Genomic DNA, 17,797 nt, shown 5'->3' on the forward strand with positions numbered 1-17,797 from the left:
ACGCTGCGGCCACGGTCCCGAGCGATAGCTACATCGGTGCATTCGCCGCGCCATAGATCAGATCGGGCAGCAAGAGCGAGATCTGCGGAAAGGCCGACAGCGCGACGAGCACCATCAGCATGGCGAGCAGGAAAGGCATCACCTCGCGCGCGTAATCCATCATCGGCACGCGCAGGATCTGGGACGAGATATACATCATCCCTCCGACCGGCGGCGTGATCCCGGCGATGGTCAGGTTGGTGATGAAGACGATGCCGAAATGCACCGGGTCGATGCCGACCTTGGTGACGATGGGCATCAGCATCGGGGTCAGGATGATCAGGGCGGCCGAGCCTTCGATCGCCGTGCCCAGCACGATCAGCACGACATTGATCAGCACGAGCATCAGCAGCGGATCGTCCGTCGCGCCCGCAATCCAGCCGGAAAGGCTTTGCGGCACGGCCTCCCAGCTCAGGTAGAAGCCAAAGGCGGCGGCGGCGCAGATCATCACCATGACGGTGGCGGAATCGCGCGCGGCCTCGGCCAGCACCTCGGGCAGGTCGCGCAGCCGGAACTCGCGATAGACAAAGATCGAGATGAACAGGACATAGACGACCACGACTGCGCCGGATTCCGTCGTGGTAAAGATCCCGTAACGCGTGCCCGCAAGGATCACGACCGGGATGGACAGAGCCCATAACCCGTCGTGCAAGGCGCTGCGGATCTCGGGCCAGCGCGCGCGTTCGGCGCGCTGCGGCAGATAGCCCCGGCGTGCCGCGACGATGCGGGTCGTGGCCATCAGCGCCACCGCCAGCACGAAGCCCGGCAGAAGGCCCGCGGCGAAAAGACGGCCGATCGACGTTTCGGACAGGTAGCCATAGATGATCAACCCGATCGAGGGCGGGATCAGCGCCGTGATGATCGAGGCCGACGAGGTGATGACCGCCGCGAAAGCCGCCGAATAGCCCTTGCGGATCATCTGGTGACCCAGCGTCTTGGACAGCATGGCGGCATCGGCATTGCTCGAGGCGGTCAGCCCGCCCAACAGGGTCCCCAGCACCGTGCACATCTGGGCCAGCGCGCCCATCATGTGGCCGACCAGCACATCGGCCAGATTGATCAGCCTGCGCGTGATCCCCGAGGCGTTCATGATGCAGCCCGCCAGCACGAAAAGCGGCAGCGCCAGCAGCGAGACGGACTGGCTGCCCTCTGCCATTTCCTGCGCGAAATTCGACAGCGGGATCATGTCCCTGTTCAGGACAAAGAAGAACAGCGCCCCCAGCGCCATCGCCCAGGTGATCGGCGTGCGCAGCAGGAAAAGCAGGGTCACGACAAGGGCCGGACCGGCAAGGTGAAGCAGGGTCATATCATTGCATCCGCATGGCGTTCGAGGGTCTCGCCGCGCCAGGGGCGATCCGAGACCAGATGCTGCACGAACATCCCCGCCGAGGCGAAGGCGAGCGGGCCGTAATACCACGCGCGCGACAGGTTCAGCGCGACGCTGCGCGCGCCAGCGGAAATAATCGCCTGCTGGCAGAACAGCACTGCGAGGGTGACGAAAAGCCCCCCGACAAGGATGTAGTTGAACCAGGCCACGGCCCGGCGATAGCCCATCGGCATGGCATCGACCAGGACGTCGATCGCGGCATGCGCGCCAAAACGGATCCCGGCAATCGCGCCGAAAAAGACCAGATAGGCAAACGCAAGGCTCGCCACCTCATAGGTCCAGGCGGCGGGGGTGGGCAGGACATAGCGGCTGACCACGCCCCAGCTGATCGCCAGCACGATGACAACCAGAGAGGCGGCGGCGATCATCTCGTCCCAGCGCTTCCATTGCAGCAGGCTTCCGGGGCCTTGCTCGGTCATGGCGGGGTTCCTTTCGGGCTTGCGGGGGCCGCGCGGCGCAGATCGCGCGCGGCCTGTGGTGTCACTGCGCGACGACGGCGCGGACCTGATCGACGATGCCCGGCGTCAGCCCCGGCACCGCATCGAACGCGCCCTTGGCCGCCGCCTGAAAGGCCGCGACATCGACATCCTCCACGATCTCGACGCCCTGCGCCTTCAACTCGTCGGCATAGCGCTGGTCGGTTTCCAGCGTCAGCGCGGTCAGTTCCTTGGCGGTCTTCTGGCCTTCTTCCAGCAGGATCTGCTGCAGATCGGGATCGAGCCCGTCGAAATAGGATTTGCTTGTCACCCATGCGGTGAACATCATCTGATGCCCGGTGCGCGAAATCACCTTGCGGGTTTCCTGCAGTTTCGATCCGGCGATGGAGCCAAAGGGCGCTTCGGCGGCATCCACCACATTGGTCTGCAGCGCGTTATAGACATCGCCCCAAGGCAGTTCGGTGGGACGTGCCCCAAAGGCGGTGAAGGTCGAGACCATCATCGGCGAGGACGGCACGCGGATCGTGACCCCCTCCATCTCGGCGGGGCTGCGATAGGCCTGCGAGCCGATGACATGGCGCAGCCCGAACAGGCCCGAGGGCATCACGACCTTGAACCCCTTGGCCTCAAGCTGGGCTTCGAGCCCCTTGAACACATCCGAGGCGAAAAGCTTGTCGGCGGCGGCCAGATCGGCAAAGACATAGGGACCGGCGATCACCCCCACATCCGGCGCAAAGATCGAAAGCTGGCCGTAATCGGTGGCGCTGATCATTTTAGCACCGCTCGCGACCATCTCGTTGACCTTTTTCTGCGGCCCAAGCTGGTCGCCGGTCAGGATCTCAAGCTGCAATCTTCCGTCGCTGCGTGCGCCGACGCGCTCGGCAAATCCCTTCATCGCCACCACGATCGGCTCGCTGGGATTGACCTGCGAGGTGGTGAAGCGCAGCTTCTGCGTCTCGGCATGTCCGGCCATGGGCAGTGCCAGGGCAATGGCTGTCGCCGCAGCGATCAGTCTGAAAACATTCATCGTCATTCCTCCCTCATGCTCCTGACAGGAGCGGTTTGTGTCCCCGGACCGGCCCGCCCTTCCCCGCGGGCCCGCCCTTCCTCCCTAGCGGAAGCGCAGCTTGTCGCGGTTCAGATCAGCGACGCTGCGCGCGCCCATCAGCCGCATGTCGCGCAAGAGTTCCGCGCGCATCTGTGTCAGCGCGCGCTCGATTCCGGGCTGTCCGGCAGCGGCCAGCGCGTAAAGATAGAACCGCCCCAGCCCGACCGCCTTGGCCCCGAGGCTCAGCGCCTTGAGGACATGCGTGCCGCGCTGGATGCCGCCATCCATCATCACGTCGATGCGATCCCCCACGGCCTGCACGATCTCGTCCAGCTGGTCGAAGCCCGTGCGCGAGCCGTCAAGCTGCCTGCCGCCGTGATTGGACAGAACGATGCCCGAACAGCCGATATCGGCGGCCCGGCGCGCATCCACGGCGCTCATCACGCCCTTGAGGCAGAACGCGCCGCCCCATTCCTCGACCATCTGCGCCACATCATCCCAGTTCATCGACGGGTCGAGCATCTCGGTGAAATAGCGCCCGATGGTCAGGCTGTCGCCTTTCATGTCGATATGGGCGTCGAGTTGCGGCAGCGAGAATTTCTCGTGCCGCAGATAGTCGATGCCCCAGCGCGGCTTCAGCGCGAATTGCGCCATGCCGCCCGGCGTCAGGCGGAATGGGATCGAAAAGCCGGTGCGCAGATCGCGCTCGCGATTGCCGCCGGTGATGCTGTCCACGGTCAGCATCATCACCTTGATGCCGATCTCTTTGGCGGTCTGCATCATGGCGCGGTTGAGGCCGCGATCCTTGTGGAAATAAAACTGGTAGCATTGCGGGGTCCGGTGCTTCTTCGCCAGTTCCGCCATCCCCACCGTCCCGAGCGAGGACACGCCGAACATCGTGCCGAAGGTCTCGGCTGCCGCTGCGGTCGCGCGTTCGCCCTGATGATGGAAAAGCCGCTGCAACGCGGTCGGCGACAGATAGACCGGAAGCGCCAGCTTCTGACCCATGACCGTCACCGAAAGATCCACATCGGTCACGCCGCGCAGCACATCCGGCACCAGATCGACCGTCTCGAAGGCTGCGCTGTTGCGGCGCAGCGTCACCTCGTCATCGGCCCCGCCATCGATATAGTTGAAGATCGGCCCCGGCAGGCGGCGCTTGGCCAGCCGCCGGAAATCGTGGAAATTATGGCAATCGGCCAAGCGCATCGCAGTTTCCCTCAGACGGTGGTTCGGAAATGCCGCTCGCGGCCGTAAAGCGAGACGAGCAGCAGGATGATCGCCCCGAAGGCGGCCTGCACCGAGGCCGGCGCGAAGTTCAGCCCGATCAGCAGCGTGTTGATCTCGGTCAGGACCAGAACCCCGGCCAGCGTGCCGACGAAACTGCCGCGACCGCCGACCAGCGCCGCCCCTCCGACCACCACGGCGGCGATGGTCTGGAACAGATAGGGCTGGCCGACATCGCCGTAGGCCGAGCCTGTGAAGCCCAGCAGAAGAACTCCCGCCAGCGCCGCGAACAGCGCCGAAATGGCAAAGGTCACGGTCCAGATCCGCAATGGCCGGATCAGTGCATAGGGCGCCGCGCCCGGATTGGCCCCCAGCGCGTAAAGCTGGCGGCCATAGGGGGTGCGCTCAAGGACCAAGAGGATCAGCAGGGTCAGCACCACAAGCGCCGGGATCAGCGCCGGAACCGGCAAGGGGCCGAAATGCCCGCCGATGGACACGAAGGCCGAAACCGCCTTGGGTGCCGATCCCGAGGGGAAGCCCTTGGTCCAGATCAGCACCAGACCCTGCACGATCATCCCCACGCCAAGCGTGACGATCAGCGGGTGGATGTTCAGCCCGCGCGACAGCGCCCCGTTCAGCGCCCCGATCAAACCGGCAAGGCCAAAGACGACGACGCAGACCAGTGCGAAATGCCAGCCCTGCCCGTAAAGCTGGGCCGCCACGACATTGGCAAAACCGATCACGAAGGGGATCGAGAGATCGATTCCGCCAAGGATCACCACCAGCGTCTGCCCGACCGAGGCCACCGCGAGAAGCGCCGCGATGACCAGCATGGCACGGATCGCGAAGGGCGCGGAATAGCCGGGGATCAGCGCCGTGCCGATGGCATGCAGCGCCAGCGCCACGCCGAATGCGCCAAGGATGCGGATGGACATGGCGTCACGACGAAGGGTCATGCCGGGCTCCTTTCTGCGTGCCGGTCCTGCAGCGCGATCAGGACGACCGCCGTGACGAGGATCGCGCCATAGGCGACCTGAAGGACATAGGTCGAAACATTGAGCGTGGTGAGCAGGCTTTGCAGCAGGAAGATGTCGATCGCGCCGATGGCCGCGCCCAGCAACCCGCCCCTGCCGCCCGCAAGGCTGACGCCGCCAAGCGCCACGGCCGCAATGGCGATCAGGGTGTAATTCGCGCCGACCTTGGGATCGGCCGAACCGATCAGCGCGGTCAGCATCATGCCCGCCGCCCCGGCAAGAAGGCCAGTGAGCACATAGGCCAGAAACCGCACCAGGCTGACATTGACCCCGGCGGTGTAGGCGGCGCGATCGTCGCTGCCCACCGCCATCAGCTGCCCGTGGAACGGCAACCGCGTCAGTGCACACCAGCTCAGCGCGATCAGCCCCAGCGGCAGAAAGGACCAGCCGCCCGCCATGGCCTTCAGCCAGTCTGGCGCGGGTCCTACGGGCGCGGGCAGGATGGTCAGGGTCACGCCGCCAAGGATCAGATAGGTCCCCAGCGTCGCCACGATGGGCTGGACCCGGACCACCACCGCCATGAAGCCGTTGAAGGCCCCGATCGCGGCGCCGATCGCCAGGGCGGCGGGCCACAGCAGGAAGGGCGACGAGATCCCCGCGCCCAGGAAAAGGAGCTTGATCACCACCGCGCCGACCAGCCCCATGACCGGCCCGACCGAGATGTCGATGCCACCCCGCCCGGCAAGGATCACCGGGGTCGAGGCCAAGGCGGCCCCGATCAGCGGCGCGGCCATGCCCAGAAGCGTGCCCCATGCGGCGGGATGGAATCGCGCCGGGTTCATCATCAGATTTGCCGCCAGCAAAACGGCAAGAATGGCCAGGGCAAAGCCATTGCGACCAAGGATGCGGGTCATGCTGCCCTCCCGAACATGGCGGCGATCACGGAGCCGGTCTGCATCGCCGCGCCCGACATTTCAGCCGCCATGGCATGGTCGCGAAAGACCAGCACGCGGTCGCAAAGGACAAGGATTTCTTCGATCTCCGAGGACAGGATGACCAGCGCCATGCCTTCGGCAGCCAGATCGCGAAAGAGATCGTAAAGCACATGCCGGGTCGCGACATCTACGCCGCGCGTCGGGTCGTTCAGCAGCAGCACCTTGGGATCGCGGGCCAGCGCCCGCGCCAGCAGCACCTTTTGCTGGTTGCCCCCTGACAGCGCGGTGATCGGCGCCTCGGGCGAAGGAGCCACGATCTTCAGCCGCTCCTTCCAGCGGTCGTAGCGCGCGCGGCGCGCGCGCGTGCTGATAAAGACGCCGCGCCGGTCCCGCCCCGCGGTCGCGATGGCGAAATTGTCGAGGATCGAGAGGCCCGGAAATATCCCCGTCGAACGGCGGTCGCGTGGGACATAGACCACGCCATTGCGCTCGGCATCGCGGGCAGCGTTGATCGCACGGCCTTGCATCTCGAGCCCGCCCGCGCTGCGCTCAAGCCCGGCGAGGCGGCGCAGGAAAACCTCTTGGCCATGCCCGTCAAGCCCCGCAAGACCAAGGATTTCGCCCGCCCGCAAGCCCGTCGAAAAGGGCGCGGCGCCCGGTTTCAGGGTAAGGTCAAGGATATTCATCATATCAGGCATGCTGGGTCTCGGTGAGTTCGCGCGCGGTCTGCGGGGCCATTTTTTTCAGCAGCGCTGCCGGGGTCGCGTCGCCGCGCGGACCGGTCGCGACGACCCGCCCCGAACGCAGCACCGAAATATCGTCGGAAAGCGCCATGACCTCATCCATGCGATGGGTGATGAAAAGGATCAGGCAGCCCGCCGCAGCCTGTTCGCGCATGAAATCAAAGACCGATTCACGATCCGCGTAATCCAGCGCGGCGGTGATCTCGTCGAGGATCAGAATGCGCGGCTCGCGCGCGACTGCGCGGGCCAGTACCACGAGTTGCTGGGCGGCCAGGGGCAGGGAACCGGCCTGCGCATCCGGATCGATGGGCGTGCGGGCAAAGCGCGCCAGCACCTCGGCGGCGCGGGTGCGGCGCTCGCCGCGTGGGATGCGGCGGGTGAAAAGCCCGTCGAGGCCCAGCAGGATATTGTCGGTCACGCTGCGATCCGGGGCGATCAGAACCTCCTGAAAGGCGGTGGCAAAGCCCGCCGCCTGAAACCCCGCCGGGTCGCGCGCCGTGACCGGGCGGCCCTCGAAACGGATCTGCCCGGCATCGGGCAGGACGATCCCCGACAGCAGCTTCACAAGGGTGCTCTTGCCCGAACCATTCTCGCCAAGGATCGTGTGCACCGTACCGGCGCGGAAGGCGATATCCGCGCGGTCCAATGCCTTGGTCTCGCCGTAATGCTTGGTCAGGCCGGAGATTTCCAGCATGGCTCTCACTCCGTGGGTGGGGGCCGCGCGCGTGAGGCGCGGCCGGCTTTCTTATTTCGCGCAAGCCGATGGCACGGCCGCATAGTCCCAGGCGGGGCTGGGCGCGGGATTCGAGAAATAGGCGTTCAGCCATTCCTCGGGCATCGGATCGGCGGGCGGGACCGGAAACACCGAGACCGCATCCGGCGTCATGCAATCCTGATGCCAATTCGCCAGATCCGCGCCATGAACCGGCGGCAGAGGGATCATCAGCGTGTTCAGGACCGGCTTCTGCCCCGCCATGATGCGGCCCGCGACACGGAACAGGGTCTGCGCGGTCCAGCCCGGCAGCACGGCATGGCCCTCGAAACGGTAGCCCTCGGGATTGGCCTTCCAATGCCCCAAGGCATCGCCGGTGATCGAGCCGGTGATCAGCGGCACCGGGCGACCCGCCTCGGCAAAAGCCTCGGCGATGACGCGCGATTCCGAACCGGCCGACCAGACCGCGTCAATCGGCGCGGGATTGGTCGCAAGCGTCTGCAAGACCACGGTCTTGGTGACATTGGCGGTCCAGTCGCCGTTCACGACGCGGGCGGTACGCAGCTTGGGATGCTCGGCCATCGCGGCATCGCCTCCGGCGCGTTCTTGCGCGACGATGGGATGGCCCGCGATGCCCTCGACGATCAGCACATTGCCGCCCTCGGGCAGCGCCTTACCGATGGCCGCCATCATCTCATAGCCCCATCGGGTATAGTTGCTGTCCACGTTGACAGCCGAAGGCGCGGTGACCGAACCGGCAGCGGTGACGAAGGGAATGCCCGCCTTGGCTGCGGCGGCAATGGCCTCGTCCAGCCCGGTGGCCGAGCCGGGGATCGAGGTGATGATGCCGCAATCCTTGTCGATGAAGGCGCGGATCTGGTTGATCTGCTGGCCGACATCGCCGTTCGAATCCGAGACCTCGAAGCTCGACACCGTACCGTCGGCGATCAGCCCATCGACAAGGCGCTTCAATTCATTCGTGACCGAGACGCGCCACGGATTTCCCTGATAACTTTCCGAATGGCACCATTTCCACGGCTTCGCCTTGGGCGTGAAATCGCCAAGCGGCCCTGCCGTGACATTCTGAGGCGCGTTCTCATATTGCGCGGCCAGTTCGGCGGGCAGGCCTGCGATTACATCCTTGACCGCCGTCTCTGCCGCGGCGGGCAGAGCCAGCGCGGTCGCGGCCAGGATGCCGCATAGTCTTCCTTTCATCGGGTTCCTCCTCCCTTATGGTCCCGGAAGCGTCCGGGGGCGTCTTGGACTGTCAGAAACTCTCCCGGAACAGGCGGTTGAGGTCGGAAAGTACCGGCGCGAATTCCTCGCGTGCGGCGAGCCCTTCGGTGATCCGTTGCGCTGCGGCCTCTTGGAAATTCATGTAGCCGTCATGGCGCGGGCGGACCCATGCGCCTTCCAGCGTCGCGCGGGTGGCCCGATAAAACTCACTCGTGGCCGCGTTCACGGTGCCATCTTCCCAAGCGTCGGCATGACCCGGCTGACCTCCGGCCTTGGCGAAAGGACCGCGCTGGATCTCACCGCTGGCGATCCAATAGGCGAAGTCGATGGCGGCGTCGCGGGCCGTCGAGAAGCCCGAGACCGCAATCCCGGTCCCGCCAAGCGCCGAGCCCACCGAGCCCAGCGTCCCAGCCAGAGGCATATCGGCAAAGCGGATGAGGCTGGGGCGGAAGCCCGGAATGGCGTAATTCACATAGCCATAGATCAGCGGCGCGCAGGCGATGCGCGAGCCGGGCTGGGCCATTTCCTCGAAAACCGCGATCGGGTCCATGCTGGCGCAGGACGGATCGACCAGTTCCGAAATCTCGCGCAGCATTGCCCAGACCTGCGACCCGGTCGCGGCATCGACGAAGCTATCCCCTTCGATGGCGCAGGGTCGGCCCAGATTGCCCGCGAGGGTGAAGAAGCACATCAGCGAATGCGGCGGGCGCAGCGGGATCATCACCCTGCCCGCACGGGCGAGATCAAGCATCTCGTCCCAAGTCGCCGGGGCCGCTTCGATCAGATCGGGCCGCCACGCCATGACCTGCGTCGCCGCATCGATTGGAAAAGCCCATTGGCTCCCGCGCCAGTTATAACTCGGATAGCTCTGCCCGACCGAGCCTGCCGCCAGGGCCGCGCGCTCGGCCTCGCGACCCGGCACATCCAATGGCGCAAGGCATCCCTCATCGGTGATCTGGCCGACATGCGGGTGGTCGATGACGATCAGGTCGTAATTGCGGGCCAGTTCCTCGACCGGAAAGCTCTCGAAATCCTGCAGCGAACGCTTTTCCCAGTCGATCTTCACGCCGGTCTTTTCGGCCCAGATCGCCGAGCAGGCCACCATCGGATCATAGCCGCGCGGATGGCTCCAAGTCATGCCTTTCAGTCGGGTCACAGCGCGAACTCCTTGCGGATGGCGGCGCTATGCGCGCCGATCAGGGGGGCGGCCTCGGGCCGGGTCGGGCGCAACCCGTTCAGGCGCAAAGGCAGGCGGGTGGTCTCGATCGAGACGCCGTCCGCGCGGGTCACCGTTTGCAGCATGTCAAGGGTGCGGAACCCTTCCGAGGCCAGAAGTTCCGGCCAATCCATCACGCGGGCGCACCAGATATCGGCGGGCTCGAGGATCTCCAGCCAGTCCTGCACGCTGCGCGTCGCGACGGTGGCCGCGATGATCCGCTTGATCTCGTCGCGGCGGGTGAAGGCCAGTTTCGGCTCGTCGATAAAGGGGGCAAGCCCCTCGATCCCCATCAGCCCCGAAAGCCGCGCCAAGGGCGTCATGGCAATCGCAAGCCAGCCATCGCTCGCCTGATAGACGCCGTAAGGCGCCGACAGATAGGCATGGGCCGAGCGGAAATTCGAGCGCGTCGGCACCCGGCGGCCATCGTTCAGATGCGTGGTCAGGACCTCGAACTGGAAGTCGATCAGCGCCTCGATCAGGCTGGTCCTGACCTCCATCCCCTGCCCCGAGATGCCGCGCCGCACCAAAGCGGCGAGAATGCCCTGACAGCAGGCCGCGCCCGCCAGCATATCGGCAATGGCGAGGCCGAAAGGCACCGGCCCCTGATCCTCGTCGCCATTGAGCCACATCACCCCCGAGCGCGCCTGCGCCAGCAGGTCCTGCCCCGGCCGCATGACCCAAGGCCCCTCATCGCCATAGCCCGAGATCGAGGCATAGACCAAACGCGGGTTGATCTCACGCAGCGCGGCATAGTCCAGACCCAGCCGCTCGATCACGCCGGGGCGGAAATTCTGGATCACGACGTCGGCCTTGGCGATCAGTTTTTTCAGCGCCGCGAGATCGCCCTCATCCTTCATGTTGATGGCAAGGCTTTCCTTGCCGCGGTTGATGGCATGGAAAATCGTCGAATCGCCGCCGATCTCGGTATCGGACAGATAAAGCCTGCGCGACAGATCGCCACCATCGGGGCGTTCGATCTTAATCACCCGCGCGCCCATATCCGCGAGCCGCAGCGAGCAATAAGGCCCGGACAGGAACTGGCTCATATCCAGCACAAGCAGGCCGTCAAGCGGCAGGGCGGTGTCAGTCTCGTTCAAGATCGTCTCTCCCAGCGATGCCGCGCCGCCCGCCTCCCCTGCGGTTTTGCGGCACTACATTTCTTATGTGAATGACAATTTCATTTATGGAACGGTTCTGCAAGCGCGAATCCGAGAGCTACGAAAAAGAAAACCCCAGCCACAGGGCCGGGGTGGGAAAGGACTGGGTTGAGACCGGATCAGCCGCCGGACAATTCGCGCCCCGCCTCCAGAAGCATGCGCAGCACGCTTTCGCGATCGGGCGCATTGGGGTTTTCGAGCCGCCGCAGGAAGGGGCAGGTCAGCACCGCCAAAACTGCACCATTCGCCCCCATGATCGGAACGGAGAGGTTCGAGACAGCGGGCGTTTGCTGGCTTTCCATCGCCTCATACCCTTGCTTGCGCACCTCGGCCAGACGCGCGTCAAGCGCGGGCGGCGCGACCTCGAAGGGCATGGTCTCATGCTCTTCAAACATCAGCGCCTTTTCCTCTTCCGAGGCGAAGGCCAGAAAAACATGACCCGAGCCCGAATTCACCAGCCCGATCCGCGCGCCGGTGCGGATATTCACGCCCCAATAGCCCGGCGCCTCGACCTGCGCGATCACCACCAGATCGCCGCGATCATATTGCACCAGATGGCAGGCCTGCTCGGCGCTGCTGGTGAATCGGCGCATCACCGGCAAGGCATGGCGCACCAGCCGCCGGATCGGCGGGCGCTGATGTGCAAGGATAAAAAGCTTCAGCGTCAGGTCATAGGTATCGCCCTGCCGCGCGACATAGCCGCGCCGCGCCAGCCGGTCGAGCATCCGGTAGAGCTCGGTCGGCGAGCGCCCGAGCGCCGTCGCGATGTCCTTGAGCGTCATCCCCTCGTCGCGGGCAGCCAGCAGTTCCAGCATGTCCAGCCCCTTGTCCAGCGCAGGGGCGCGATAGCGGCCTTCATCTTCGTCTTCCGACATGGTTTCACCTCTGGAGCCGGCATCCCGAGATGCGGCGGATTGACCTGATCATATGTATTGAGTTTACTGGCGGTACACAATTTTAAATATGGAAACGTCGGGTCACGGGAGGACCGGACCAGACGGGAGGGGGGACATGGAATTTCGACTTTTCATCGGCGCGCTCAATCGCGAGACGCCGTATTTTCAAGGCGCACGCGGCGACGGTCTTAGCGTTTACGCCTTTGACGAAGAAGCGCTGACGTTCCGCCGCCTCGCGCATTTTCCAGATATCGAAAACCCCACCTATCTTTCGGTGACACCGGATGGACGCCATGTCTATGCCAATTCCGAGGTGGCCGAGTGGCGCGAGGGGCTGGTCACTGCCTTCTCCTATGAGAGCGACACCGACCGCCTGGATTATCTCAATACCCAGCCGACCCTTGGCAGCATCGCCGCGCATAATATGATCTCGCGCGACGGCAAGCGGCTTTATGTGGCGAATTATGCTGTCGGCAGCGGCGGACCGGATCAATCGCTGACGGTCTTCGATATCCGCATGGATGGCACCCTGTCCCCCGCCATCGCCAGCGTCGCGCATCGGGGCTCTGGCCCGAACCCCGAGCGTCAGGAACGATCCCATGCCCATAGCGTGACCGAAATCCTGCAAGGCGGCCGCGTCATCGTCGCCGATCTGGGGACCGATACGCTCGTCACCTATCGGATTGCAACGGACGGCACGCCCGAGCGTCTGGCCAGCACGCCCACTGCCCCCGGCGCGGGCCCGCGCCATATCGCGCTGCATCCGAACGGGCGCTTTGTCTTCGTGATGAATGAGCTTGATTCCACTGTCACCGCCCATGCGCTTGACCCCGAGACCGGCATCCTGACCCTGATCGACAGCCAGCCCGCCGTGCCGGATGAGGCGCGGGCGCATAACCATTGCTCGGATATCCAGATCTCGCCCGATGGTCGTTTCCTTTATGGCGGCAACAGGGGGCATGACAGCATCGCGGTGCTTGAGGTGTCCGGGACCGGAACGCTCACCCCGCGCGGCTTCGCCCCCAGCGGCGGCGCGACGCCGCGCCATCTGGCGCTGACGCCCACGGGGCGGCATCTGCTGGTGGCGAACCAGAATGCGGATCGCGTCTCGATCCTTGCCCGCGATGCCGAGACCGGCGCGCTCTCCGATACCGGCAAGTTCATCCCCATCGGCACGCCGATGTGCGTGAAATTCGCGCCGTAAGCGAGGGGGCGTTCAGCCCCCTCCTCGGTTTCAGATGTCGTTGACGCAGATCTGGCGCTGCTCACCCAGGCCCTCGATCCCCAGCGTCACCACATCGCCCGCCTTCAGATAGCGCGGCGGCTTCATCCCCAGCCCGACGCCGGGCGGCGTCCCGGTCGAGATCACATCGCCCGGATGCAGGGTGAAGAACTGCGACAGATACGAGACAAGGAACGGCACGTCATAGACCATGGTCTTGGTCGAGCCGTCCTGCATCTGCTCGCCATTGACCTTGAGCCACATGCGCAGATCGTTCGGGTTCTCGATCTCGTCGCGGGTCACGAGCCAAGGGCCGATGGGGCCGAAATTGTCCTGACTTTTACCCTTGGACCACTGCCCCGAACGCTCGATCTGATAGGAACGCTCGGACACGTCATTGCAGACGCAATAGCCCGCGACATGCTCCATTGCCTGTTCCGGCGAGACATATTTCGCGCGCTTGCCGATGACGACGGCCAGTTCGACCTCCCAATCGGTCTTTTCCGAGCCGCGCGGGATGATGATCGGATCATTCGCGCCGCAGATCGCCGAGGTGTATTTGGCAAAGATCACCGGTTCGGGCGGCACCTCCATGCCGGATTCGGCAGCATGGTCGGAGTAGTTCAACCCGATGCAGATGAATTTCCCCACCTGCCCGACGCAGGCCCCGAAGCGCGGATCGCCTTCGACCAAGGGCAGGGTTTCGGGATCGATCGCGGCCAGCTTACCCAGATCGGCCAGCATTTCGCCGCCAATATCGGTGACATGGGCGGACAGATCGCGCAGGCGACCCTGGGCATCGACCAGACCGGGCTTTTCCGCGCCGCGCTCGCCATAACGTACTAGTTTCATTGGGATGCTCCTCAGATGGTCCAGCCGCCGTCCAGCGCGAAAAGCTGGCCGGTGGTATAGGCGGATTCGTCGGCCGCGAGATAGGCGACCATGGCGGCGATTTCCTCGGGCTTGCCGATGCGGCCCATCGGCTGGCGGGCGATAAAGCCCTCAAGTGCCGCCTCGTAATTCCCGGTATCGCGCAGGCGCTGGTGCAGCGAGGGGCTGTCCACGGTGCCCGGGCAGACCGCGTTGCAGCGGATGCCCTGCTTGACATAGTCCTGCGCCACGGCGCGGGTGATCCCGGCCACGGTCGCCTTGGAGGCCGAATAGACGAAGCGGTTCGCGGGCGCGGTGATCGGCCCGGCCACCGAGGCCATGTTGATGATCGACCCGCCCCCTTGCGCCAGCATCCCCGGCAGCACGGCGCGGATCATCCGATACATCGCCTTGGCATTCAGATCGAAGGCGAAGTCCCATTCCTCTTCGGTCGAGGCGAGGATATCGCCGGCATGAACCACGCCCGCGCAGTTGAACAGCACGTCGATCCGACCGGCCTCGGCGATGGTGGCGGTGATTGCCGCGCCGTCGAGCACGTTCAGCACGCGCGTCTCGATGCCCGGCGTGCCCGCGAGTTCCGCCAGCGCCGCCTCGTTCACATCGGTCGCGATGACCTCGGCCCCTTCCTCGGCCAGCCGCAGGGCGGTGGCCCGGCCAATGCCCTGTCCGGCAGCGGTGATCAGGGCGCGCTTGCCCGCAAGTCTTTGCATCATCAGTCCCTCAGTTTGAATCGGTTAGGCTCACGGCCGGCACTCGACCATGTAGATATGGTCGGCCACAAGGGCGGTTTCCCCGGTCTGCTTGGTCACGGTCAGCCTTTCGGTGACGCGGCCGTAGCCGGGGCGTTTCTCCAGCAGTTCCTTGCCGATAATCTCGACCCGCGAGCGCAGCGTGTCGCCGATGAAGACCGGCTTCACGAAGCGCATCCGGTCATAGCCATAGGAAAAGGCGACCGGGTTGATCACTGTCGCGGTCAAGCCGACGCCGATGGTAAAGACCATCGTCCCATGCGCGATGCGCTGGCCGAAAGGGAGCGTCTTGCAGAATTCGGCATCGAGGTGATGCGGGAAGAAATCGCCGGAATGCCCGGCATGGACGACGAAATCGGTCTCGGTGATGGTGCGCCCGACGGTGTCGCGGCCCTCGCCGATCTCGTAATCTTCGTAATATTTCACTTGCTCAAGCATCGGGGGAAGTCCTGATCGGATGCGCCGGAAGGGCGCTGCTTTCATAGGCGGCCTCGACAAGGGCCATGGTGTGCCAGGCGTCCTCGGCGGAACCCTGCAGGTCCGCGTCCTCGCCCGTGGCGAAGCGCATGACCTGTGTGATGCGGCCGACGAAGGCCTCGATGAACCAGTTGCCGACCAGCGGAACCTGCCGCCATTCGCCATCCGTGTTCAGCCAAAGCTCGTCCGGCTCACCCTTGGGATAGTCGAGATTGACCCCCAGTTTCATGTAAGCCGCGCCTTTGGTCCCCGAGATGCGGAACTCGCAGGCTTGGAATTTCCGGCCAAAAGCGTGGTTGTGATTGATCGACAAAGCCGCCCGCGCGCGCGGCCCGTAATCAAGGATCATCGCCGTGCGCGTATTCGAGACACTCGACGAGGGATGCCCCATGGTCCGCGCATGGACCCCCGCCGGGTTTCCGAGAAGGTCGCGGACGAAATCGAGGTAATGGATCGAATGCAGCAGGATCTCGACCCGCGGCAGGTCCTTCAGAAAGGCCCAGAGATGCCAAGGTGTATCCAGCGCGAGCCATGCGTCGAAATCGACGACCTCGCCCAGAAGTCCCTGCCCTATCGCGTCCTTCAGCGCCAGCGCCATGGGCGCGAAACGCAACTGAAAATTCACCGCCGCGCGGATGTTTCGTGCGCGCAGAATGCCGATGATCCGGTCGGCCTCGGCCAGATCAGAGCCCAGAGGCTTCTGGATCAAGGCGACCGCGCCTTCGGGCAAAGCCTCAAGAATCGTCGGGATTGCGGCGGGCGGCACGGCGAGGTCATAGATTGCGGCCGTGCCAAGAGCGGTCGCCTCAGCCATATCGGCATAGGCCGTGGCCCCCGCTGGCAGCAGCGCTTCGGCCTTTTCGCGGTCGGGGTCGTAAATGCCCGCGACGGTGAAACCGGCCTCAGCATAGGCGGGCAAATGCGCGTCTTTGACGATAGAACCCGCACCAAAAATCACGATGGGCAGGCTGGTCTTTGGCGGGGTCACCCGCTGGCGCAACTCAGTCATGGTGGAAAATCTCGCGCATCCCGGCCCACCATTCGCCCTCGGCGCGGGTCTCCAGCGGGCGCTGCAGCGGCATGTTCAGCGCCCACCAGCGCTGGGTCTCGGTGTCTTCGGCCATTTTCGCCATATCGGCGTCGTAATCCGAGCCGTGATATTCGAAATAAGAGAACAGCAGGTTTTCGGGCTCTTTCAGGAAGATCGAGTAATTGCGGATATTGCAGGCGCTGATCTTCGCCAGAACTCCGGGCCAGACCTCGGCATGCAGGCGGACATACTCTGCCTTGCCTTCCTCGCTCAGACCCAGAACGGAACCATAGCGCTTCATGCCTGTCCCTCGGTCACGGTGAATGCCGATCCCTCGGCCAGACGGGCCTTGAGCGCGTCCATGTCCCAAGCGATGCCAAGACCCGGCGCGGTCGGAGCCAGCGCAAAGCCACCCTCGCGGCCCATCGGTGCCGCGATATCATCCAGCTGCGGGATATATTCGAGCCACGGCGCGTTCGGCACGGCGCAGACGAGGCTCACATGCAGTTCCATCAGGAAATGCGGGCAGATCATCAGATTATGCGCCTCGGCCAGATGCGCGACCTTGAGCCAAGGGGTGATGCCGCCGATCCGCGCCACGTCGGCCTGCACGATGCCGCAGGCATCGGCGGCGATGTAATCCGCGAATTGCCCCGGCGAATACATGCTTTCGCCCACCGCGATCGGCACGCGCGACAGGCGGTTCAGCCGCGCATGTCCGGCAATGTCATCGGCGGGCAAGGGTTCCTCGAACCACGCGATATTGAGGTCTTCAAGCAGGCCAAGCCGCCGCGTCGCCTCGGGCTGGGTCATCGACTGGTTGGCATCGGTCATGATCTCGTAATCTTCGCCAAGAGCCTCGCGCACCGCCGAAAGCCGCGCGGCGTCGCCCGCAACCGTGGGCTTGCCGATCTTGATCTTCGATCCCCGGAACCCGCCCTCGCGCATGGCCAGCGCATCCTCGACCAAAGCAGCGGGTTCCAGATGCAGCCAGCCTCCTTCCGTCGAATACATCGGCACGCGGGTCTTGGCGCCCCCCGCCAGCAGATGCAGCGGCAGGCCGGTGCGATGCCCGCGCAGATCCCAGAGCGCGGTGTCGATGGCGGCCAGCGCCAAGGACATGATCGGCCCCACTGCCGTCGCATGGCTTACGAATAGAAGATCGCGCCAGATCGCCTCGATTTGATCGGCCTCGCGCCCCATCAATGCGGGCAGAAGGGTGCGGCGCAGCAGTTCCAGCACCGAATAGCCGCCATCGCCGATGGTGTAGCTATAGCCCATGCCTTGCGCGCCCTCGGCATCCGTGACGCGGACAAAGATGGTCTCTTGGCTCTTGAAGGACTGGATCGCGTCGGTGCGCTTCACCTTGGGCACCAGATCGACAAGGAAAGCCTCGGCTTGCGTAATGCGCGGCATGG

General features: G+C 64.7%; 19 protein-coding genes. 1 reads left to right on the forward strand and 18 read right to left on the reverse strand.

The features are described from left to right. Nucleotides 1–28 precede the first annotated feature (28 nt). From ESZ60_RS10530 to ESZ60_RS10585, 12 genes are all read right to left on the reverse strand, one after another. Nucleotides 29–1,345, reverse strand: a complete 1,317-nt coding sequence (locus ESZ60_RS10530; RefSeq protein ID WP_134680542.1) for a TRAP transporter large permease — start codon at nucleotides 1,343–1,345, stop codon at nucleotides 29–31. Continuing rightward, on the reverse strand, nucleotides 1,342–1,845 hold the full coding sequence (locus ESZ60_RS10535; protein WP_134680543.1) for a TRAP transporter small permease: 504 nt from the start codon (nucleotides 1,843–1,845) through the stop codon (nucleotides 1,342–1,344). Before ESZ60_RS10535 ends, ESZ60_RS10530 begins: the two co-directional genes overlap by 4 nt. A gap of 61 nt (nucleotides 1,846–1,906) precedes the next feature. Further along, a complete protein-coding gene (gene dctP, locus ESZ60_RS10540) occupies nucleotides 1,907–2,890 on the reverse strand; it encodes a TRAP transporter substrate-binding protein DctP (protein ID WP_134680544.1) in 984 nt (327 codons plus the stop codon). Nucleotides 2,891–2,974: 84 nt separating this feature from the next. Next, on the reverse strand, nucleotides 2,975–4,120 hold the full coding sequence (locus ESZ60_RS10545; protein ID WP_134680545.1) for an alpha-hydroxy acid oxidase: 1,146 nt from the start codon (nucleotides 4,118–4,120) through the stop codon (nucleotides 2,975–2,977). 11 nt (nucleotides 4,121–4,131) lie between these two features. After that, complete coding sequence (locus ESZ60_RS10550) at nucleotides 4,132–5,094, reverse strand: ABC transporter permease (RefSeq protein WP_134680546.1); 963 nt, start codon at nucleotides 5,092–5,094, stop codon at nucleotides 4,132–4,134. Next, entirely contained in the window at nucleotides 5,091–6,026 is a 936-nt protein-coding gene (locus ESZ60_RS10555; RefSeq protein ID WP_134680547.1) for an ABC transporter permease, read from the reverse strand. The genes ESZ60_RS10550 and ESZ60_RS10555 overlap by 4 nt, the downstream gene beginning before the upstream one ends. After that, entirely contained in the window at nucleotides 6,023–6,745 is a 723-nt protein-coding gene (locus ESZ60_RS10560) for an ATP-binding cassette domain-containing protein (RefSeq protein WP_134680548.1), read from the reverse strand. The genes ESZ60_RS10555 and ESZ60_RS10560 overlap by 4 nt, the downstream gene beginning before the upstream one ends. Next, nucleotides 6,738–7,484 (reverse strand): ATP-binding cassette domain-containing protein, encoded by a 747-nt coding sequence (locus tag ESZ60_RS10565; protein WP_134680549.1) that lies wholly within the window; start codon nucleotides 7,482–7,484, stop codon nucleotides 6,738–6,740. Before ESZ60_RS10565 ends, ESZ60_RS10560 begins: the two co-directional genes overlap by 8 nt. Nucleotides 7,485–7,535: 51 nt before the next feature. Then, a complete protein-coding gene (locus ESZ60_RS10570; RefSeq protein WP_134680550.1) occupies nucleotides 7,536–8,717 on the reverse strand; it encodes a substrate-binding domain-containing protein in 1,182 nt (393 codons plus the stop codon). Nucleotides 8,718–8,769: 52 nt separating this feature from the next. Continuing rightward, on the reverse strand, nucleotides 8,770–9,894 hold the full coding sequence (locus tag ESZ60_RS10575) for an ABC transporter substrate-binding protein (protein ID WP_209021286.1): 1,125 nt from the start codon (nucleotides 9,892–9,894) through the stop codon (nucleotides 8,770–8,772). Continuing rightward, nucleotides 9,891–11,054, reverse strand: a complete 1,164-nt coding sequence (locus ESZ60_RS10580; protein ID WP_245155660.1) for a CaiB/BaiF CoA transferase family protein — start codon at nucleotides 11,052–11,054, stop codon at nucleotides 9,891–9,893. Before ESZ60_RS10580 ends, ESZ60_RS10575 begins: the two co-directional genes overlap by 4 nt. 179 nt (nucleotides 11,055–11,233) lie before the next feature. Then, entirely contained in the window at nucleotides 11,234–11,989 is a 756-nt protein-coding gene (locus tag ESZ60_RS10585; RefSeq protein ID WP_134680552.1) for an IclR family transcriptional regulator, read from the reverse strand. A gap of 136 nt (nucleotides 11,990–12,125) precedes the next feature. Between ESZ60_RS10585 and ESZ60_RS10590 the strand changes: the two genes are divergently transcribed. Beyond that, nucleotides 12,126–13,214: a lactonase family protein gene (locus tag ESZ60_RS10590; RefSeq protein WP_134680553.1), complete on the forward strand. Its 1,089-nt coding sequence runs from the start codon at nucleotides 12,126–12,128 to the stop codon at nucleotides 13,212–13,214. A gap of 30 nt (nucleotides 13,215–13,244) precedes the next feature. On the opposite strand, the gene ESZ60_RS10595 is transcribed toward ESZ60_RS10590, so the two are convergent. From ESZ60_RS10595 to ESZ60_RS10620, 6 genes are read right to left on the reverse strand one after another with little or no spacing between them, the layout of a single operon-like run. Beyond that, nucleotides 13,245–14,084 carry a fumarylacetoacetate hydrolase family protein gene (locus ESZ60_RS10595; protein WP_134680554.1) on the reverse strand — a complete coding sequence of 280 codons (840 nt, stop codon included), beginning with the start codon at nucleotides 14,082–14,084 and terminating at the stop codon, nucleotides 13,245–13,247. Between the two features lie 11 nt (nucleotides 14,085–14,095). Continuing rightward, a complete protein-coding gene (locus ESZ60_RS10600) occupies nucleotides 14,096–14,836 on the reverse strand; it encodes an SDR family oxidoreductase (protein ID WP_134680555.1) in 741 nt (246 codons plus the stop codon). Between the two features lie 27 nt (nucleotides 14,837–14,863). Then, a complete protein-coding gene (locus tag ESZ60_RS10605; protein ID WP_134680556.1) occupies nucleotides 14,864–15,310 on the reverse strand; it encodes a MaoC family dehydratase in 447 nt (148 codons plus the stop codon). Beyond that, nucleotides 15,303–16,358, reverse strand: coding sequence for a Gfo/Idh/MocA family protein (locus ESZ60_RS10610; RefSeq protein ID WP_134680557.1), 1,056 nt, complete (start codon nucleotides 16,356–16,358; stop codon nucleotides 15,303–15,305). Before ESZ60_RS10610 ends, ESZ60_RS10605 begins: the two co-directional genes overlap by 8 nt. Continuing rightward, a complete protein-coding gene (locus ESZ60_RS10615; protein WP_134680558.1) occupies nucleotides 16,351–16,680 on the reverse strand; it encodes an L-rhamnose mutarotase in 330 nt (109 codons plus the stop codon). The genes ESZ60_RS10610 and ESZ60_RS10615 overlap by 8 nt, the downstream gene beginning before the upstream one ends. Then, nucleotides 16,677–17,795 carry a mandelate racemase/muconate lactonizing enzyme family protein gene (locus tag ESZ60_RS10620; RefSeq protein WP_134680559.1) on the reverse strand — a complete coding sequence of 373 codons (1,119 nt, stop codon included), beginning with the start codon at nucleotides 17,793–17,795 and terminating at the stop codon, nucleotides 16,677–16,679. The genes ESZ60_RS10615 and ESZ60_RS10620 overlap by 4 nt, the downstream gene beginning before the upstream one ends. Nucleotides 17,796–17,797 lie beyond the last annotated feature (2 nt).

The sequence above is a fragment of the Paracoccus ravus genome (assembly GCF_004522175.1).
GTDB lineage: Bacteria > Pseudomonadota > Alphaproteobacteria > Rhodobacterales > Rhodobacteraceae > Paracoccus > Paracoccus ravus.